The sequence below is a fragment of the Roseibium alexandrii DFL-11 genome (genome assembly GCF_000158095.2).
GTDB lineage: Bacteria > Pseudomonadota > Alphaproteobacteria > Rhizobiales > Stappiaceae > Roseibium > Roseibium alexandrii.
Map to the genome: position 1 here is coordinate 440,269 of NZ_CM011002.1, position 17,461 is coordinate 457,729.

Here is a 17,461-nt window from a genome sequence, read left to right on the forward strand (position 1 = left end):
TTCGGAAAAGGTTGCCGTTTTGGGCTTAATCCCGTATCAGCACACATCTCAATACCAAAGACATCGCTTACCTGCAGTGTGTGCAGGAGTGAGCAGGAGACTGACATGATTGAACTGACCTTCCCCGACAATTCCGTGCGCGCCTATGAAGCTGGGACTTCCGGTCTCGATGTGGCGACCGGTATTTCCAAATCGCTGGCCAAAAAGGCTGTCGCGATGACCCTCGACGGGGAACTGAAAGACCTTTCCGATCCGATTGATACGGACGCCAATATCGAGATCGTGACCCGCGATGACCCGCGCGCGCTCGAGCTTATCCGGCATGATGCTGCCCACGTCATGGCAGAAGCCGTGCAGGAAATATGGCCGGGTACACAAGTGACCATCGGCCCGGTGATCGAAAACGGATTCTATTACGATTTCAAGCGTGTTCACCCGGATACGAAGGACAACTGGCCGTTCACGCAGGATGATTTGCCGGTCATCGAGAAGAAGATGCGCGAGATCATCGCGCGCGGCGCGCAGTTCACCAAAGAAGTCTGGACCCGGGACGAAGCCAAGACGTATTTCGCGGCGAAGGGCGAGGACTACAAGGTCGAGCTGATCGACGCGATCCCGGAAGATCAGGACCTCAAGATCTATAAGCAGGGTCAGTGGCTGGACCTGTGTCGTGGCCCGCATATGGTCTCGACCAAACAGATCGGCGACGCCTTCAAGCTTATGAAGGTGGCAGGTGCCTATTGGCGCGGCGACAGCAACAATGAAATGCTGACCCGCATCTATGCGACCGCCTGGCACAATGAGAAGGAACTGAAAGGCTACCTTCACATGCTGGAGGAGGCTGAAAAGCGCGACCACCGCAAGCTTGGCCGGGAAATGAACCTGTTTCATTTCCAGGAAGAGGGGCCGGGTGTGGTCTTCTGGCACCCCAAGGGTTGGGACATTTTCCAGAACCTGATCGCCTACAAGCGCCGCCGCCTGAAGGATGACTACAAGGAAGTCAACGCACCGCAGGTGCTGCACACGTCCTTGTGGGAAACCTCCGGTCACTGGGCTTGGTACAAGGACAACATGTTCTCTGTCCAATGTGCGGATCCTGAGAGTGAAGATGACCGCATTTTTGCGTTGAAGCCGATGAACTGCCCAGGCCACGTCGAGATCTTCAAGCATGGCTTGAAATCCTATCGTGACCTGCCGCTTCGGATGGCGGAGTTTGGTGTTGTTCACCGCTACGAACCGTCTGGTGCCATGCACGGCTTGATGCGCGTGCGCGGCTTTACTCAGGATGATGCGCACGTCTTCTGTACTGAAGAGCAGATGGCGGAAGAGTGCCTGAAGATCAACGACTTGATCCTGTCGGTCTATGAGGACTTCGGGTTTGAAGAGATTGTTGTGAAGCTTTCGACGCGTCCTGAAAAACGTGTTGGCTCGGATGAGGTTTGGGATCACGCTGAAGCAGTGATGACCAGCGTTCTCAAAACCATCGAGGAGCAATCCGAGGGCCGGATCAAGACCGACATCTTGCCGGGCGAGGGCGCCTTCTATGGGCCGAAGTTTGAGTACACCTTGAAGGATGCCATTGGCCGGGACTGGCAGTGCGGGACGACCCAGGTCGACTTCAACCTGCCGGAGCGTTTTGGCGCCTTTTATGTCGATAACAACGGCGAGAAAAAAGTGCCTGTGATGATCCACCGGGCCATCTGTGGCTCCATGGAGCGTTTCCTCGGGATCTTGATCGAGAACTATGCCGGGCACTTCCCGCTGTGGTTCGCACCCTTGCAGATCGTTGTTGCGACCATTACGTCTGAAGCAGATTCATATGGTCAGGAAGTGGCCGATCTTCTGAAGTCCAAGGGGCTGAAGGTTGAAACCGACTTCCGCAACGAGAAGATCAACTACAAGGTCCGCGAGCATTCGCTTGCCAAGGTCCCGGTGATCCTGGTTTGCGGCATGCGGGAAGCGGAAGAGCGTACGGTCAACATCCGTCGTCTTGGTTCCAAAAACCAGACGCCGATGGGATTGGACGAAGCGGTCGCCGCATTTGTCGAAGAAGCGACGCCGCCGGATCTGAAATGATTGAACTTCCGTTCTGTTAACGGAAAAAATGCCAGCTTGCACACTGCCCTTACTTAAGGGCAGTGTGCTGTCATAAGGCTGCAACAGAGAGTCTGTTAGAGCGTTTTAATTCCGCCGGTCCGGACGCGGGCAGCGGGTGCAAACAATGTAACAAACGAAGTCGGCATACCGTGGATTACGCAGAATTCAGCTACGCCAACCCAGACCACCATCCACTGAAGCGCATGGTGATCCGGTCGATTGAACGCCTGTCAGGGCGCCGGAAGCTTCTTGATCTCTATGAGATCTGGAAACAGTCCATCGTGACCACAGACTATATGTGGAGCGAACTTCTGCGTCTCATTAATATCCGCGTATCGGTGGATAGTGGAGAATGGCCGCCCAAGGATGTACCGAACGGGCCGTTGGTTCTGATTGCCAACCACCCGTACGGCATTGGCGATGGTCTGGCGATTCTGTCCCTTGCCGAACAACTGGCCGTCCTTCAAAGATCATGATCAACAAGGAGTGCTCAAAGCTTCCGGAGATCCGGCCATTCTCCTTGCCGGTCATTTTGAGGAACCAAAAGAAGCGCTCAAGACAAATATGGCGACCCGCAAGGAGGCGCTGAAACTCCTGGAAGAAGGCACGACGATTATCGTGTTTCCAGGTGGAGGCGTGGCAACGGCACAAAAGCCGTTCGGCCGTGCTGAAGAACTGCCATGGAAAACCTTTACCGCGAAGATGATCCGCTCATCCAAAGCGACCGTCTTGCCGATCCACTTTGAAGGCCAGAATTCCTGGTTGTTCCATCTGGTCAGCCGGTTCTCGCTGACCCTTCGTCTTTCGCTTTACGTCCGCGAGTTCCGCCGGACACTCGGACAGGCAATCCGGGCAAGGGCAGGGGCGCCAATCCCTTATGAAACCATCTCCGGCTTCAAGGACCAAAAAGAAGTCATGGACTTCCTCCAGTCCAAAGTGATGGAAATGGCACCGGCCGAACAAAAAGAGCGGCTGCTCAGCCGTCATTGATCATCGGTCATTTTGTTTCCGGCGTGTCCTGAAACAGTTTTGCCAAGGGCGATCAGTTCGCCCTTGAGGATCCACTGACCAATTCGCTGATCGAAGAGACCACTTCCACTTCCCGGTCTGCGCCCGGCTCGACCGTGAATGTATGAAGATAGGTCCTGCCGTTGTTGCGGGCCACTGCCTCATATTCACCTGCCGCAAGAACAAAGTCCGGAAAGGCACCGGTTGCTTCGACGACCACGTCACCGCCTGGAGAGAGAACCGACCAGGTGGTGTTGGCGATGGCTTCTCCGCCACGCTCATTGACAAGCTTCAGGGTGATGTCGGCCGCTTTGTGGAAAATCGTGGCTTCGGTGAGCTTGCCCGGAAGGACCTGGATGTCGGCGCGGATTTCGGCGTTCGCATCCCCGTACCGGCTAACAATGTGGTAAGTGTCTGCGTTCAACCGGATGATTGAACCAGGCTTCACGCTGCTGGCGATCAGATCCCGTTCGCCGCGCTGATCGAATTCCCGACTGTAAATGTCGAACGTCACCGGTCCGCTTTCTAAAGGAGCACCGTCCGGCAGCGTGGCGTCGAATTTGATGCCGCCGGCATTCAACGTCACCATCTTCGACAGGACTTCCTTGCCGATCACGATCCGGTTGGTAGCCTGAGCGTAGCCGTAGGATGTGTGGATCATGTAGGCACCTGGATCCAAACGGAACTCGGCGTCCCCGCCTTTCGACGTGGCAATCAACTGAAGCCGGCCATCCGCGTTGGTCGTTTCGGAGTAGATGCGCCAAATGAGATTGTCGTTCAGAGGTTGGCTGTCCCGCGTCAGCTTCGCCATCAGATAAAGTGCGCCGCCATCCAGCCCTTCGGCTGTCCCTTGAATGCTCCCGGATGCGGGCGCGTAGGGAACGAGCGTATTGTCCGAGAACAATGGTTCCGGTTCACGATCGAGAAGGTTCTGAATGGGTTCTTGAGACGCCGCGGACGGTGCGTTCGGATCCGGCTTCATGGCAGGCGGCATCGGCGCATTGGTCTGGGCCTGTGCTGTGCCAGGAAGCGCTGAAATCAGCACCGCGCAGAGCGCAGTCATCACAAATCGCTGCACCTTGGCGCGCGTGTCTTTGATCCGGTTCAACAAAGTCGTTGGATTCTGCATGCCCACTTATTATCGTTTTGGCCAAGCGATGTCATCTGGTCAGCGGTGCCTTCCAGCTTGTTTCTTGTAATGGACCTTAAAATTTGGCGAATTCAAGACCTGAAGAGTGCAGTTGACAAATCCCAACAATCAATTAGGTAGATAGTTGCAAATGAAACTATCTGCGGAAAGGCAGACCGAATGTCCGAGTTTGGCAGGGGATCACCTCAAACCTTGGAGTTTTTGCGGACCCGCCGGTCACACCCATCTGTCACCATGTCGGCGCCTGGCCCGGATGATGCCCAGCTCACAGATCTGTTGACCATTGCCGCACGCGTTCCTGACCACGGAAAACTCGCGCCTTGGCGCTTCATCACTTACCGGGCACCGCAGGGCGAAAGGATCGGGGCCTTCCTTTCAGAGCTTTATGCCAGAAAGAACGGACCGCTTGATGAAGCCCAGACCGACAAGGAACGCACGCGGTTTACGCGCGCGCCTGTGGTTGTCGGTGTGGTCAGCCAGGCCGCAGAGCACCCCAAAATACCCATCTGGGAACAGCAGCTTTCTGCCGGCGCAGTTTGCATGACCCTTGTTTCTGCAGCCGCTGCTGCTGGCTTTGCCTCCCAATGGCTGACGGAGTGGTATGCCTTTGACGAAGAAGCGGGACGTTATCTCGGTCTTCAAGACGGTGAGCGGTTTGCAGGTTTTATTCATATCGGAACAGCCACGCAGCCGCCCGTTGAACGTCCGCGGCCGGATCTTTCCGAAATTACTTCCAACTGGACGGAAACGGACTGAACATGTTCTACGAAACGGAAAAAAACGATCACGGACTGCCGCACAATCCCTTCAAGGCGATCATCGCACCGCGGCCGATCGGCTGGATTTCCAGCGTCGACACGGATGGGAAAACCAATCTGGCTCCCTACAGTTTCTTCAACTGTGTCTGCGACACACCGCCGATCGTGATGTTCTCTTCGTCCAACTATAAAGACAGCGCTGCCAATATTGATGCGACCGGCGAATTTGTCTGCAACATGGCAAGCTACGATCTTAAAGACGAGATGAACCTTTCATCCGCAGCAGTTCCGCACGAGAAGTCTGAATTTGAGTTGACCGGTCTGGAAATGGCTCAATCCAATCTCGTTAGCGTCCCCCGGGTTGCCAAAGCGGCAACAGCTCTGGAGTGCAAGCATCTTCAGACCATCCGTATGAAAGGTCTCGACGGAACCGACACGAACAGCTGGGTCATCTTCGGTCAGGTGGTCGGGGTGCATATTTCCGATGATGTGATCGTCAACGGCATGGTGGACGTGACCCGCTACAAGCCGCTCTCCCGCCTCGGCTACATGGATTACGCCGTTGTGACGGAAGTATTTCAGATGGGCCGTCCCAAAGTCTGAGTATCTGACCGAGAATCGACAAGGCGCTGCAGTGGTCAGCGTCTTGTCTCATTATGAAACAATGAATTTTCCGTCCAGCAACTAATTTGTCCCAAATAATTCCGGACCAACTCGGCAATTTTTTCCCAAGAAAAATCGCAGGAAACAGCCAAAGTCCACAAATGCCTGAGATCGCATTGGCATAGTTACGTAGGAGCCGTTAGGTTTTCGTTTCTCTAATAAATGAATCGGTCCCACCTGTGGCTTGTTAAGGTTTTGTTAACCTTTTTGGCGCGAAAGTTAACGAAGTAATAATTATTTTCGTCGAGGAGGCCAGTCATGCGGGTTGCTGACACTACCTCGGTCGCGTCTAGGATCGAGCTTGCGTTTCAGTCTGCGAGTACATCCACAGGAACGTCGTTTGACTATCTTGTGAAAACAGCCGCACGGGAATCTTCGTTTAATCCGTCGGCCAAGGCAAAAACATCGAGTGCTACAGGCTTATTTCAATTCATAGAGTCCACCTGGCTCGAAACAATGAAACAGGCCGGTCCCAAGCACGGGTTGGACAAGTACGCGGACCATATTCAGCGGTCCAAAAGCGGCAAGTATTATGTCAACGATCCCCAGATGCGCCGGGAAATCCTCGATCTTCGCAAGGATCCGGAAATTTCGTCTGTTATGGCGGGGGCGTTAACCCAGAAGAACGCACAGTATCTTGAGCGCCGGATTGGCCGTGAGCCGACTGACGGCGAACTCTACATGGCGCATTTCCTTGGTGCGAATGGTGCGAGCCGCTTGATCGAAAAGACAGCTGCCAATCCCGATATGCGCGCCGATCAGGTGTTTTCCGCACAAGCGCGGGCCAACAAGCCGATCTTCTACCATCGCAATGGCCAGGCCCGGTCCATGGAAGAAGTGTATCAGGTGATTGTGTCCAAGCATGATGCAGTCAACATGATTGCTGAAGCCGGCGGACGTAAAAACCTTAGGACCTCTGGCGAGCTTTTGAACGTTGCAGCTCTGCCCAATGCAAAGCCGGGATCTGGAGCACCGGTAACGGCACCGGTTCCGTTTGATGATCTGGCAGGTGATCCGGCTGCAGCTTTTGCGATGCGGTCCAAACCGCAGCCGCCGAGCATGATGGCAGCGGCAAAGCCGAAGGACTTTGATCATTTGGCAGGGGATCCGGCCGCGCAATTCGCGATGCGGTCCAAGCCGAATGCACCGGTGCAAATGGCGGCGGCGACAGTGCCCGTCCAGCCCGAACTGCCGCTGGACCTTCCTGAAACGGTTGCAAAGGCGCCTGTTCCGGAGGGGCGTCCGCAGACAGTCGCGGAAGCCGATCCGGATGCGATCGATCCGGCGCAACCTCAAGCACAGGCACAGCAGGTGGCGAGCGCGCAGCGGCCTGATCCGGATGACCCGCGTGATGCCAGCATCAACCAGGCCCCGGATCAAACCGCGAGCCGTGTGTTGTCGGCGTTCCAGGCAGCCCAGACCGCGAATCCGTTTGAAGCTTTGTTCCGCAATGATCCCGGTTCCGATCAGGCAGGCGTTAATCCAAGGTTTGCCTCTGCCTTTGCGGCTGTTGAAGAGGCTGCGCTTTACAGCGCCGTGTCCGGAGCATCTACACAGGTGGCTGCGCAGGAATTGGCCCTTGTCAATCAGGGTGGTCCACTCGACCTCACACGGTTTCTACGATTGAAGGCTCAGGAAGAGCAGAAAGACCTACTGCCTCCGGCTTAAGTTCCGGAGGCTGCAGACAGGCGGGGGCATGTCAAATTTATGGTGAACGGATCGTTAAGTCTTTGATGTCAGGATACTGGAAATACTATTCAGGACTGACGTTAAGAGCATGACCGTTCACGACATTCTGCACCTCACCGACACTGAACAAGGCGGCCTCGATATCGAGGCGGCGCGGACCTACGCAGAACGTTATTTGGCTGCCGAAGAGGGCAGCCTGGAACGGAAAACCATGGCGGCAGCACTTACAGTTCTTCTGGATGATCCGAGCCGGCCGGTTCGCAAGACCGTCGCAAAGGTACTGGCTGCGAGCGCGCATGCACCCGGACACGTTATCCGTTTTCTCGCGCAGGACGTGGACGAGATTGCAGTCCTTGTTCTGAAATCTTCCCCGCTTTTGAACGAAACTGAGCTGGTGGATCTTCTGGCCGAGGGCAGTCCAGCAGTTCAGTGCGCCATCGCAGAGCGCGAATTTGTCCCTGCTGGTGTCAGCGCGGCTATGTGCGAAGTTGCTGACGAAGCGGCCTGTATGGCCTTGCTCAAGAATCCTGGGGCTACAGTTTTAAAATCGTCCCTGGTGCGGCTTGCCGAACGCTTTGAGCAACACCCTGATCTCTGCGATCAGTTGCTGAAACTCGGCGATCTGCCAATTCCTGTGCGCTACGAGCTGTTGATGGGGCTTGCGCAGAACCTTGAAAACCATCCCGTTGTTTTGGAGCGTGTTCCAGAGCATCAGCGCGATGTGTTCCTGTCGGATGCAATTGATAAAGTCGTCCTCCGCCTCGCGCTTGAGGCAAAAGATGACGATCTTCCCGAATTCGTGGAACACTTGCGGGCATGTGGCCGCCTGAACACGCGTCTGTTGCTTCGGGCCGTTTGTTGCGGCCGTCTACGCTTTTTTGCGGCAGCTCTGGCAAACCTTGGCAACATGCCGCTCCCACGCCTGTGCAAAGTTTTGCTGACTGTCCGCCGGGCGGCACTGCAAGCTGTTCTGAGAAAGGCCGGTTTGCCGATCCGGTCACACCAGGCGTTCCTGCTTGCGATCGACATTACCCGCAAGGCTGAGGCTGACTTCAGCTATGACCTTGCCCTGGAAGAAGCGCGGTCTTTAACCGAAGCGTTGCTGTCTGAAATGCAAGACGGTGCTTTTGGGGCTGATGAGGATATCAATGCATTCCTGCGCCGGTTTGCGATCGATGTCGCCCGCCTTGAGGCACGCTCGGTTCTGAAGAAGAGCGCCGGAGATCTTCGCTCGGTCAATGCTGCGTGATTGCCAACACCGGATAGCTTTGGTGTGCGGAGCAGGAGACTTATCCAAAATACGACAGGTAACCAGTCAGCCTTTAGGCTGATCGTGGTCTCTTAGCTCTCGTCTGTTTCTTTGGCCGGGAACTGGGCAACATAGGTGTTGGTCGCAGTGCGCAGCGTTTCCAAAAGCTCGACACCGGTTTTGTTGGCGGTGTCCTTTGCGCCTTCAATCACCATCGCCCGGATTGCTTCCACAAATCCTTCCGCGAGCCCCACTGGCAGATCGTTCGGTGTTGGAATGTTTTCCAAGAGGTGACAGAAACTTGAGGCAACGTCGCCTACGAGTGGAAAACCGAGCGTAAGCGCCTGGCCCTTGATGTTGTGGGCCGATTGATAAAGGACATCAATCGTTTCGGAGGAAATGCCGTCTGTCTTGACGGAGTCCCAAGCACCCACGAGGGTTTTGGCTTCGTTTTCCATCCAGTTGCCAAAATGAGGAGCGATCCTTTGCAGTGCAGCTTCTGCAGCTTTCACCGGATCAAACTTGCGCGCCTCGCGAGGTGTCAGTTCACGGACTTTCTTCCGCAAATCTGTCGGCGGCTGCAGAACTTCGTAGTCTTGATCCGGAGCGGTTTCAGCCATTGCGGCAGGGTCCTCATCGTTGCAGTGAGCGGTAACTCACGGTCGCCAGTATGCGTAAACAACTTTAACAGGGCCTTTCCCGCCGCCAAGTCTTTCGCGGCAACCTGCCAACTCGCGCGCGGCTCTAGTATCTAAACATTTCCGTCAGGATCCGCTCATCCCAGCCGTGATCGTCATCAAACATGATCCGGCCTTCTTTTTCCGTGGACTCTCGAACCGACACTTTTGTGACGCTGCGGATTTCACGGTGATCCGCGGACGCGCTGACCGGCCGTTTTTCCGGGTCCAGGATTTCGATATCAACCGCTGCCCAATCGGGAAGCAATGCACCACGCCAACGGCGCGGGCGGAAGGCGCTGATTGGGGTCAAGGCAAGCAACTGCGCGGTGATCGGAAGGATTGGACCGTGTGCGGAAAGGTTATAGGCGGTGCTGCCGGCGGGTGTTGCTACAATGATTCCATCGCAAATCAGTTCTTCCAGCCGGACGCGGCCGTCGACCGAAATCTTCAGGCGTGCAGCCTGGGATGTTTGGCGGAGCAGGGAGACTTCGTTGATGGCGAGCGCGGAATGCTCAACGCCGTTGTCATCGGTGGCGGTCATTTCCAGCGGGTAAATCGCCGTGGTGTCTGCTTTGGCGAGACGTTCGCGCAAACCATCTTCCCGGTACTCGTTCATGAGAAAGCCGACCGAGCCACGGTTCATGCCGTAAATCGGCTTGTTTGTTCCCATCTGTGCATAGAGGGTTTCCAGCATTAGGCCATCACCGCCAAGTGCCACGATGATATCGGCATCAGCGTGCGGAACTTCGCCATACTGCGCCGCCAATGTTTCCCGCGCATGCTTTGCCTCATCCGTGTCACTGGAGACAAAGGCGAGCTTCTTGTCAGTGATCTGGCTGGCATCGTCCGGCTGCGGGGAAGAAACAATACGGTTCATTGATCAACAAGGGCCTGGACGAGAGTGGTCTTACGGATTTTGTACCGCCACGGCGCAGTGGCGCCAGCTGTCTATGGACTAGGCCATGCCTTAGAAAAATTAGCAAGTGCCGGTGGTTGGAAACAGGTTCGCAGTCGAGGGTGAAGCGGACCGCTCAGTCAATGGTGGGACGCAGAGCCGTTTGGGCTGCATCGCCACTTGCCGGACAAACAGGCGAGGCCAAAAGTTCCTGCCACTCGAAAAAGGGGACGATCGCGGATCGGATGTCGTCGATTTTTGCGGACATTACACCGGCCACTCTGAGCCCATCCGGTGTTTCGACCAGTAAGGGCCCGCCTGATGCGCCGCTTTCCGAGGAGCAGTTGGTAACCCAGCTGTCTTCTACGGTGCCGATCACCTGGCAGGCTGAGACGACGGTTGGCAGAAAACGGCGGCTGCGGCGATAGCCGGCGGAATCGAACTGGGTGTCCCGCGTCAACACACCAGCATCCTCAAGTGCCAGAACCGGGACCGCAGGCAGATTGGCGCTTTCTTTCAAAATCAAGATCCCGACATCGGTATGCACATCAGCCAGTTTCGTTTGCTTCTTCGGAGTATAGCCCTCGGCAGACAAGGCGCAGGCCACCTCCACGCGCGCAGAAAACTCGTCTCGGCGGACACCGGCAATGAAGAACATGTCGTCTTCCGGAAACTTCTTCAACGTCGCCTTGTTGTAAAGGCAGTGTGCTGCAGTCAACACGATATTCGGCGCAATCAGTGTGCCGGTACACATGGATGTTGTGCGGTAACCAGCCACATTTACCCGGCCAATGGAGGGCCAGGGGGCATCCGTGCTGTCGATGACCTTAAGAGCTGGTTCTGCGGAAACTGCAGTGTCCGAGGGGGCAAGACAAGCTAGTGCCAACACGGCCGCATAAGCGACCGCTAGCGTGCGCCGCATTATTCCGTTTCCCGATATGATCCCGCTTGGACCAGCCACGTCTCAAAACCTCCGGAGAACCTGATCTGACTACATTCCCGATACGCAGTGTCGCTGAACGGGTTTAACGTGGCCTAAAGTCGATCGCTGAAAGCTTTGCTAGTTGGAATAATACTCCCAAACCATGGTCCGGGCGAGTGTCTCGTCATTGTGGCGCATGCGACTGGATAGCAGGGCATTCATGTTTTGGATAAGAGCTGCCGGTTCGCTTTCGGCCTTGTTCTCGATCCCGCCCTTTTCATCGTTTGCAGCAAGCAACAGATTGGGCAAACCGCTGAAGTGAACATATTGCCAATCGGTTCCAAGGCGCGTCAGTGCTGAGGCACCGCCAGCTTGACAGCTCCTGCGGAGTTCTTCGGGGAAAAACTGCAACAAACGCCGGAAGTCGAACTCATAAAGCGCGGCATCCCGCCAACCGGTTGGTGTTTGGCCTCTAAGATACGGGGCAAGACTGCTTCCGTCAGGTTTGTGTTTGGGCTCGAGGCTCAGGACGTCCAGAAGGGTGGGGAAGATGTCTGCGGCTGATGTGAAGGCGGAAACCCGGCCCGCCTTGGCCACGCCGGGTCCCCGGATGATCAGGGGAATGTGATAACTCTCTTTGTAAAACCCGCCTTTGCCGAGCATCCAATGATCGCCCATCATCTCCGCATGATCGGAGGTGAAGATGATCACCGTATCGTCTGCGATCTGATCGAGGGCGGTGAAGATGCGGCCAAGCTGGGCATCAACCTCGGTGATCATTCCATAGTAGAGCGCACGAAGCCGCTTCAGATCTTGTCTGGTCAAGTCGCGCGCGTGGCCATTGGCGCCGGGAATATGGCTGGAAAGATGCTGGTACTCTTGCAAGGCGGAGACAAGGGGATGGAATGCTGCTTCTTGCCATGCACTTTCGGCGCCCTTGAACTCAGGCCCGTTTTCCGGATCGTACATCGCATTATACGGCTCGGGCACGGTGACCGGCGGATGTGGACGCAGGAACGAAATGTGCGCCATCCAGGGCTTTCCTGCGTCCTGTTCGCCAAGCCAGTTGAAGAAACTGTCCGTTAGAAAGGCGGTCTGCGTTTCGTCCTTGGAATAGCGCGGGGCTTTACACGAGATAAGCTCGCCATCCTCCGGCTCAACTTGGTGCAGCGTGTCGAAAGACGCCGGATCATGGCCGCGGGCGGCCAGCCAGGAGCGCCAGGGCTTGTCGTCTTCAGGCAGCGGTTGACGAACGGAGAACCCGGGCAGAACCCCCTCATAGGTGGACAGGGCCGGATCGTTTGGATCGTGCACTCGTGGATCCGGCGAGGTGTCCGTATAACCAAACAAGGTCGGGACATAACCCGCCCGGCGTCCTGCGCGGGCAATGTTGTCGAAACGGTCGTCCAGCGGAGCCCCGTTCCAGATCACCCGGTGGTTCATCTGATATAGGCCGGTGTAGAGAGATGCCCTGGCCGGAGAGCAGGGCGCAGTCGTCGCATAATGCTGCTCGAAAACGGTGGCCGTTTCTGCAAAGGCATCAAGGTTGGGAGTCTTGACCACCGGATGGCCAACAGTGCCGAGGCAATCGCCGCGCCACTGATCGGCCGTTATCAGAAGGATGTTCGGACGCGAAGTCATGCAGCTTCCATCTGATCCATCAGTTTGGGAAGATCGGCAACGGTATCGATGACATGGTCGGCACCCGCTTCCTTGAGTTTGGCTGTGGCTTCCTGCCGGATCGCATCGATCTCGGCCTCAGACAGAGCCGCCAGTTCTTCCGGGGTTTTCCCTGCGAAGTTGCCGGAAAGAGCAAGGCCAACGGTGATGCAACCAGCTGCCACACCCTCGGCAATGCCGGGCTCAGTATCATCAACCTTGATGACGGCGCTGGGCGGGTGGGCGACAAGATCAACGAAGCACTGATACATTCCGAGCGGACCCGGACGGCCCTCAGGCAGGTCATCGGAACACACCAGATTGTCTGGCTCATATCCCTGTTCAGCAGCTCTTGGAAGCACGCGCTCCATAATCGACCGGGTGTATCCTGTGGTGGAGCCGATTTTCACATTGTTCGATCGCAGGTAAGCGACCGTATCGAGAGCGCCTGGAACGAGGTCGGCATAATCCGTGACCACTTCCTCATTCATCGGAACAAAGATCTCATAGATCTTGTCGACGTCGGCATCAGTTGGGGCGCTGCCGTATTTTGCTTGCCATTGAGCAGAAATGTCCGGATCGTCCATCATGGACCGGATATGGTCCCACTTCGGCATGCCCATTGGGCCACGGGCCTGATCAATGCTCGCGGTGATGCCGAATTTTTCGAATGCTTTCACAAACACACCCATGGGTGCGAAGGATCCGAAATCGATCATGGTTCCGGCCCAGTCGAAAACGACAGCTTTAAATTTGCTCATTGGTTCTCTTTCTCGTGTTTGCTCAAGCTGCAAGTTTTGCGCGTTCTGCGAGCGCTTCTGCAGGTGGGGCGGCACTTTCAACGCCCATTTCTTTCAAAACGTCAGACGCTGCTGCGGTTACGCCGCGCATGACGTGCTCGTCCATTTGACCGATGCAGCCGACCCGAAAGCTGTCAACGACAGTCAGTTTGCCCGGATAGAGTATGAATCCACGTGCTTTCATGAGCTCGTAGAACCGCGGGAAACTGAATGCGGGGTCTGCCGGACAAAAGAAGGTGACGATAATCGGCGACAACCATTCAGCGTCCAGCAGTGTTTCAAATCCGAGTGCCCGCATCCCTGAAACCATGGCGTCCCTGTTTGTTCTGTAGCGCGCGCCGCGCGCTGCAACGCCGCCTTCGGCTTTGTGCGCCCGCAACGCTTCAAGGAACGCTGCGACGACATGAGTTGGCGGTGTAAATCGCCATTGTCCGGATTTCTCCATGTGCGCCCACTGAGCATGCACATCGAGGCTGATGGAATGGCTGTTGCCCTTGGCAGCCTCGAGCTCGGCCCTGTGTGCAATGACAAAACCGAAGCCCGGCACGCCTTCGATGCATTTGTTTGCAGACGATACCATCGCTGCAAACTGGAGCTTTGACGGCTCGACGGGAATGGAGCCAAAAGCTGACATGGAATCGATCAAAAGGGTTCTGTCTGCGGCGGCAACGGCATCAGAGATTTCCTGCAAGGGATTGAGAATGCCGGAGCTTGTCTCGCAGTGGACAATCAACACGTGGCTGATCTCCGGATCCGCCTTCAAGAGGGCGGCGACTTCCGGTCCACGTGGCGGAAGGTAGTCGCCCTTGTCCAGTACTTCTACCGGACGGCCCAGGTAGGCCATCGTTTCAACCGCGCGTTTGCCGTAGGCGCCATTGGACAGGATCAGGGTCTTTTTGGTCTTCGGCGTGAAACTGCCCAGCATAGCCTCGACGGCAAAGGTGCCGCTTCCCTGGATCGGGACGCAGTCATAGGCTTCACTGCCGTCGCCCAGCAAAGAAATAAGGCCTTTCCGGAGTTCGGCGGTCATTGCCTTGAAATCGCCGTCCCAACTGCCCCAATCCCGCAACATGGCTTCCTTGACATCTATCGATGTGGTGAGCGGCCCAGGGGTCAAAAGATATGGCTCGCCGAGTTTCGGTTTTGGCAAGGCCGTCGGCTGTTGGGTCATGAGTGGTCCCTTTGGGGCATGATATGAACTGCAGGCAGCGTCGAATATGCCTCTCGGTTCCGTGGACTCGCCGAGTGCATCTCCAAAGCCTGTGCGCCCTTAACACCCCCTTCGGGTAACAGTTTAATGAAATAGTCTTGTCTATAATTATTAGTTATAGACTTGATGCTGGCGGTGTTGGCAAACGGGTCAGGCGGCAGGGTTCAAGCTGGCCCGGAACGCTTCAATCGCAGCAACGCCTGCCATGTCTTTTTGCCAGACAACATAATGGTTCGCGATCAGGGAAGGGCTGTCGATCGGGATTGCAACACAGCCGTCCCGGTCTGTGATCTCTGCTTCCATTGCAATCCCGACACCGATGCCGGACCGGATCAGGGTGGCGATGGAGCCCCAGGACCCGAGCGCAAGAATCGTTTTGGGTTTGATCCCGGCAACAGTGGCAGCTGCCTCGAACATCTTGCGGGTTCCAGATGAACTTTCCCGCTGCAGCAACGGAAGTGTCTCCACATTCTTCCAGCTGACAGCGCCTTTGGATGCCAGCGGATGGTCGGCGGGTGCGGCGATAACGATGCGCGTCTGGACCAGCAATTCACCGTCAAGACCCGCCGGGATTTCCCGGCCGGTCACAAAGCCGATGTCGATATCCCCATTGTCAAACAGGTCCAGAATATCGCTGGTGGCCAAGGCGCGGGCTTCGATGGTTATTTCCGGATGACGCGCCATAAAGGCAGAGATTCTCGGGATCGCCAGCTGATAGGTCGAATAGCCGATCCTGAGCTCACCAGCGGCCAGCTCCTTTTGATGAAGCAGTTCCGATTCCAGATCGCTGGTGAGAGCGAGGATCGCCCGTATTTTCGGCAAGAGCGCCTCAAGAGCAGGCGTAGCAGAGACCGAGTATCCGGATTTGGCGATCAGCCGGGTCTTGAAGCGGTTTTCAAGTCCGTGCACATGGTTGGAAATTGACGGTTGAGAAACCCCGATCTCCTTAGCGGCCGCAGAAAAACTACCTCGGCGTACAACAGCTTCCAGAGCGCGCAACTGACTGAGGCTGAGCGGATTTTTGATACGGTTTGGGGCGTCCATCTCTGCTTGTTTACCCGGCTGGAATTGGGCCCATGTCTTTCGGCACTTGATATCCGCGCTGGACGGCCGGACGGGCTGCTATGCGCTGATACCAAGCCTGGACATTTGGAAAATCAGAGAGGCTGACACCCTGCCATTCATAGCGCGATGCCCAAGGCCAGCATGCCATATCGGCAATCGAATAATCGCCCGCGATAAAATCGCGCCCTTGAAGCTGTTTATCGAGCACGCCGTAGAGCCGGCGCGCTTCTCTGGAATAGCGCTCCTTGGCATAATCGGACTTGTCCGGATTGAAATGTACAAAATGATGCGCCTGGCCAAGCATCGGTCCAAACCCGCCCATTTGCCACATCAGCCATTCTAGCGTCCGGGCCCGTTGTTGTCCGGACGGGGCGAGAAACTTGCCGTATTTCTCGGCGAGGTAGATCATGATTGCCCCGGATTCCATAAGCTTCAGACCAGTCTCGCGATCCACAATTGCCGGGATTTTGTTGTTTGGGCTGATCTCCAGAAACTCCGGTGCCATCTGATCACCATTGGTGATGTCGATTGCATGGGGAGTGTAATCAACGCCGAGCTCTTCCAAAAGGATCGACACCTTACGGCCGTTCGGGGTGGTCCAGGTGTAAAGGTCAATCATGGGTCGGCTCCGGATGTCTGGATCGCATGTGTTGGGAACAGCAAGAAAGCAGGATAGCGGTGATTTCAACCCTGATGATCAAATTGGCGTGTGTGTCACCGGTTTGTTTGTCAGATTGCGTTGCTGTTAAGGGGGTGTTTACCATAATGATGTTGGCATTCATTCCTGCAACAGGTTCGGTATTTAACGTTGGATCCATCGTCCGGTCTTTCACAAAGCATCCAGGTCTGAAGTGACTTGGGGTGATATTAGAAAACCGGAAATGTGCCGGTGAAAGGATGTGAGCATGGCGCTGAAGTTTACCCGCCGGAGTTTTGTGATCGGTCTACCCTTGGCGCTGGCGGCTTGCCAAAGCAAGAAAAGCGCGACGGTGGAAGCTGGTCTGACACCCTTTTCCGATGGGACGCCGAATTATTCCCTGGCCTATGCTGGGGTTCGAGATGGCGGTTTCGACCTGCCTCCAATCGACTACCTTACCTTCGATCCGAAGTACCTGCGCCAGACGGTTTTTTATCCAACCTCACATCCCGTCGGAACAATCGTGGTCGATCCGAACAACAAGTTCCTCTATCTCGTTCAGCCGGGCGGGCGGGCGATCCGGTATGGCATAGGGGTTGGCAGGGCCGGCTTTGCCTGGAACGGCGAGGCGGTCATCCGCTTCAAGCGCGAATGGCCGAAATGGTTTCCGCCCGATGAGATGATCGAACGCGATCCGGATTTGGAGCGCTACCGGGACGGCCAGGAAGGCGGGCCGAGAAATCCGATCGGCGCGCGTGGTCTTTACCTGTGGCAGGGCAACAAGGACACGCTCTACCGCATCCACAGCACCAATCAGCCCAGGAGCATTGGAACCAACGCCTCAAGCGGCTGCATCCGCATGTGGCACCAGGACATCATTGATCTTTATGATCGTGTTGAACTCGGCACCAAGGTGATTGTTCTGGGGTAGGGCCTTGAATAAAGCCTCCATTGCTTTGTCCCTTTGACCCTGACAACG

At 56.0% G+C, this 17,461-nt stretch carries 17 protein-coding genes; 8 read left to right on the plus strand and 9 right to left on the minus strand.

What is annotated here, in order from left to right:
* Positions 1 to 105: 105 nt before the first annotated feature.
* The 3 genes from thrS to SADFL11_RS25745 all read left to right on the plus strand — a co-directional run bounded on the left by thrS (position 106) and on the right by SADFL11_RS25745 (position 3,087).
* Positions 106 to 2,076: a threonine--tRNA ligase gene (thrS, locus tag SADFL11_RS02070; RefSeq protein WP_040450765.1), complete on the plus strand. Its 1,971-nt coding sequence runs from the start codon at positions 106 to 108 to the stop codon at positions 2,074 to 2,076.
* Positions 2,077 to 2,246: 170 nt separating this feature from the next.
* Positions 2,247 to 2,573, plus strand: a complete 327-nt coding sequence (locus SADFL11_RS25740) for a GNAT family N-acetyltransferase (RefSeq protein WP_322962266.1) — start codon at positions 2,247 to 2,249, stop codon at positions 2,571 to 2,573.
* Between the two features lie 10 nt (positions 2,574 to 2,583).
* A complete protein-coding gene (locus SADFL11_RS25745; RefSeq protein ID WP_322962267.1) occupies positions 2,584 to 3,087 on the plus strand; it encodes a lysophospholipid acyltransferase family protein in 504 nt (167 codons plus the stop codon).
* Positions 3,088 to 3,139: 52 nt separating this feature from the next.
* Here the strand turns inward: SADFL11_RS25745 and SADFL11_RS02080 are convergent, their stop codons facing one another.
* Entirely contained in the window at positions 3,140 to 4,234 is a 1,095-nt protein-coding gene (locus SADFL11_RS02080) for a hypothetical protein (protein WP_209002716.1), read from the minus strand.
* Between the two features lie 180 nt (positions 4,235 to 4,414).
* Here SADFL11_RS02080 and SADFL11_RS02085 point away from each other — a divergent pair, with 180 nt between their 5' ends.
* The 4 genes from SADFL11_RS02085 to SADFL11_RS02100 all read left to right on the plus strand — a co-directional run bounded on the left by SADFL11_RS02085 (position 4,415) and on the right by SADFL11_RS02100 (position 8,614).
* A complete protein-coding gene (locus SADFL11_RS02085; protein WP_040450763.1) occupies positions 4,415 to 5,011 on the plus strand; it encodes a nitroreductase family protein in 597 nt (198 codons plus the stop codon).
* Positions 5,012 to 5,013: 2 nt separating this feature from the next.
* Positions 5,014 to 5,616 carry a flavin reductase family protein gene (locus tag SADFL11_RS02090; protein WP_008197095.1) on the plus strand — a complete coding sequence of 201 codons (603 nt, stop codon included), beginning with the start codon at positions 5,014 to 5,016 and terminating at the stop codon, positions 5,614 to 5,616.
* 318 nt (positions 5,617 to 5,934) lie between these two features.
* On the plus strand, positions 5,935 to 7,344 hold the full coding sequence (locus SADFL11_RS02095) for a transglycosylase SLT domain-containing protein (protein WP_081450472.1): 1,410 nt from the start codon (positions 5,935 to 5,937) through the stop codon (positions 7,342 to 7,344).
* Between the two features lie 109 nt (positions 7,345 to 7,453).
* Positions 7,454 to 8,614, plus strand: a complete 1,161-nt coding sequence (locus SADFL11_RS02100) for a DUF2336 domain-containing protein (RefSeq protein WP_008194071.1) — start codon at positions 7,454 to 7,456, stop codon at positions 8,612 to 8,614.
* 92 nt (positions 8,615 to 8,706) lie between these two features.
* Here the strand turns inward: SADFL11_RS02100 and SADFL11_RS02105 are convergent, their stop codons facing one another.
* The 8 genes from SADFL11_RS02105 to SADFL11_RS02140 form a co-directional block, all read right to left on the minus strand.
* Entirely contained in the window at positions 8,707 to 9,234 is a 528-nt protein-coding gene (locus SADFL11_RS02105) for a histidine kinase (protein WP_008192993.1), read from the minus strand.
* A gap of 124 nt (positions 9,235 to 9,358) precedes the next feature.
* Positions 9,359 to 10,171 carry an NAD kinase gene (locus SADFL11_RS02110; RefSeq protein ID WP_008189609.1) on the minus strand — a complete coding sequence of 271 codons (813 nt, stop codon included), beginning with the start codon at positions 10,169 to 10,171 and terminating at the stop codon, positions 9,359 to 9,361.
* 154 nt (positions 10,172 to 10,325) lie between these two features.
* Complete coding sequence (locus SADFL11_RS02115; protein WP_134852873.1) at positions 10,326 to 11,111, minus strand: trypsin-like serine peptidase; 786 nt, start codon at positions 11,109 to 11,111, stop codon at positions 10,326 to 10,328.
* 138 nt (positions 11,112 to 11,249) lie between these two features.
* Complete coding sequence (locus tag SADFL11_RS02120; RefSeq protein ID WP_008196700.1) at positions 11,250 to 12,752, minus strand: sulfatase-like hydrolase/transferase; 1,503 nt, start codon at positions 12,750 to 12,752, stop codon at positions 11,250 to 11,252.
* Positions 12,749 to 13,531 (minus strand): phosphonoacetaldehyde hydrolase, encoded by a 783-nt coding sequence (phnX, locus tag SADFL11_RS02125; RefSeq protein ID WP_008193759.1) that lies wholly within the window; start codon positions 13,529 to 13,531, stop codon positions 12,749 to 12,751. The genes SADFL11_RS02120 and phnX overlap by 4 nt, the downstream gene beginning before the upstream one ends.
* A 22-nt stretch (positions 13,532 to 13,553) precedes the next feature.
* A complete protein-coding gene (locus SADFL11_RS02130) occupies positions 13,554 to 14,741 on the minus strand; it encodes a 2-aminoethylphosphonate--pyruvate transaminase (protein WP_008189685.1) in 1,188 nt (395 codons plus the stop codon).
* Positions 14,742 to 14,930: 189 nt separating this feature from the next.
* Positions 14,931 to 15,824, minus strand: a complete 894-nt coding sequence (locus SADFL11_RS02135; protein WP_008192401.1) for a LysR family transcriptional regulator — start codon at positions 15,822 to 15,824, stop codon at positions 14,931 to 14,933.
* A gap of 10 nt (positions 15,825 to 15,834) precedes the next feature.
* A complete protein-coding gene (locus tag SADFL11_RS02140; RefSeq protein ID WP_008196659.1) occupies positions 15,835 to 16,464 on the minus strand; it encodes a glutathione S-transferase family protein in 630 nt (209 codons plus the stop codon).
* Positions 16,465 to 16,750: 286 nt separating this feature from the next.
* On the opposite strand from SADFL11_RS02140, the gene SADFL11_RS02145 reads away from it, so the two are divergent.
* Positions 16,751 to 17,413 carry a L,D-transpeptidase gene (locus tag SADFL11_RS02145; RefSeq protein ID WP_008189747.1) on the plus strand — a complete coding sequence of 221 codons (663 nt, stop codon included), beginning with the start codon at positions 16,751 to 16,753 and terminating at the stop codon, positions 17,411 to 17,413.
* Positions 17,414 to 17,461: the final 48 nt, after the last annotated feature.

What these genes read in the sequence shown, in the direction of transcription:
- thrS (WP_040450765.1), top strand. Translation starts at nt 106, where the DNA reads ATGATTGAACTGACCTTCCCCGACAATTCCGTGCGCGCCTATGAAGCT.
- SADFL11_RS02080 (WP_209002716.1), bottom strand. Translation starts at nt 4,234, where the DNA reads ATGCAGAATCCAACGACTTTGTTGAACCGGATCAAAGACACGCGCGCC.
- SADFL11_RS02085 (WP_040450763.1), top strand. Translation starts at nt 4,415, where the DNA reads ATGTCCGAGTTTGGCAGGGGATCACCTCAAACCTTGGAGTTTTTGCGG.
- SADFL11_RS02090 (WP_008197095.1), top strand. Translation starts at nt 5,014, where the DNA reads ATGTTCTACGAAACGGAAAAAAACGATCACGGACTGCCGCACAATCCC.
- SADFL11_RS02095 (WP_081450472.1), top strand. Translation starts at nt 5,935, where the DNA reads ATGCGGGTTGCTGACACTACCTCGGTCGCGTCTAGGATCGAGCTTGCG.
- SADFL11_RS02100 (WP_008194071.1), top strand. Translation starts at nt 7,454, where the DNA reads ATGACCGTTCACGACATTCTGCACCTCACCGACACTGAACAAGGCGGC.
- SADFL11_RS02105 (WP_008192993.1), bottom strand. Translation starts at nt 9,234, where the DNA reads ATGGCTGAAACCGCTCCGGATCAAGACTACGAAGTTCTGCAGCCGCCG.
- SADFL11_RS02110 (WP_008189609.1), bottom strand. Translation starts at nt 10,171, where the DNA reads ATGAACCGTATTGTTTCTTCCCCGCAGCCGGACGATGCCAGCCAGATC.
- SADFL11_RS02115 (WP_134852873.1), bottom strand. Translation starts at nt 11,111, where the DNA reads ATGCGGCGCACGCTAGCGGTCGCTTATGCGGCCGTGTTGGCACTAGCT.
- SADFL11_RS02120 (WP_008196700.1), bottom strand. Translation starts at nt 12,752, where the DNA reads ATGACTTCGCGTCCGAACATCCTTCTGATAACGGCCGATCAGTGGCGC.
- phnX (WP_008193759.1), bottom strand. Translation starts at nt 13,531, where the DNA reads ATGAGCAAATTTAAAGCTGTCGTTTTCGACTGGGCCGGAACCATGATC.
- SADFL11_RS02130 (WP_008189685.1), bottom strand. Translation starts at nt 14,741, where the DNA reads ATGACCCAACAGCCGACGGCCTTGCCAAAACCGAAACTCGGCGAGCCA.
- SADFL11_RS02135 (WP_008192401.1), bottom strand. Translation starts at nt 15,824, where the DNA reads ATGGACGCCCCAAACCGTATCAAAAATCCGCTCAGCCTCAGTCAGTTG.
- SADFL11_RS02140 (WP_008196659.1), bottom strand. Translation starts at nt 16,464, where the DNA reads ATGATTGACCTTTACACCTGGACCACCCCGAACGGCCGTAAGGTGTCG.
- SADFL11_RS02145 (WP_008189747.1), top strand. Translation starts at nt 16,751, where the DNA reads ATGGCGCTGAAGTTTACCCGCCGGAGTTTTGTGATCGGTCTACCCTTG.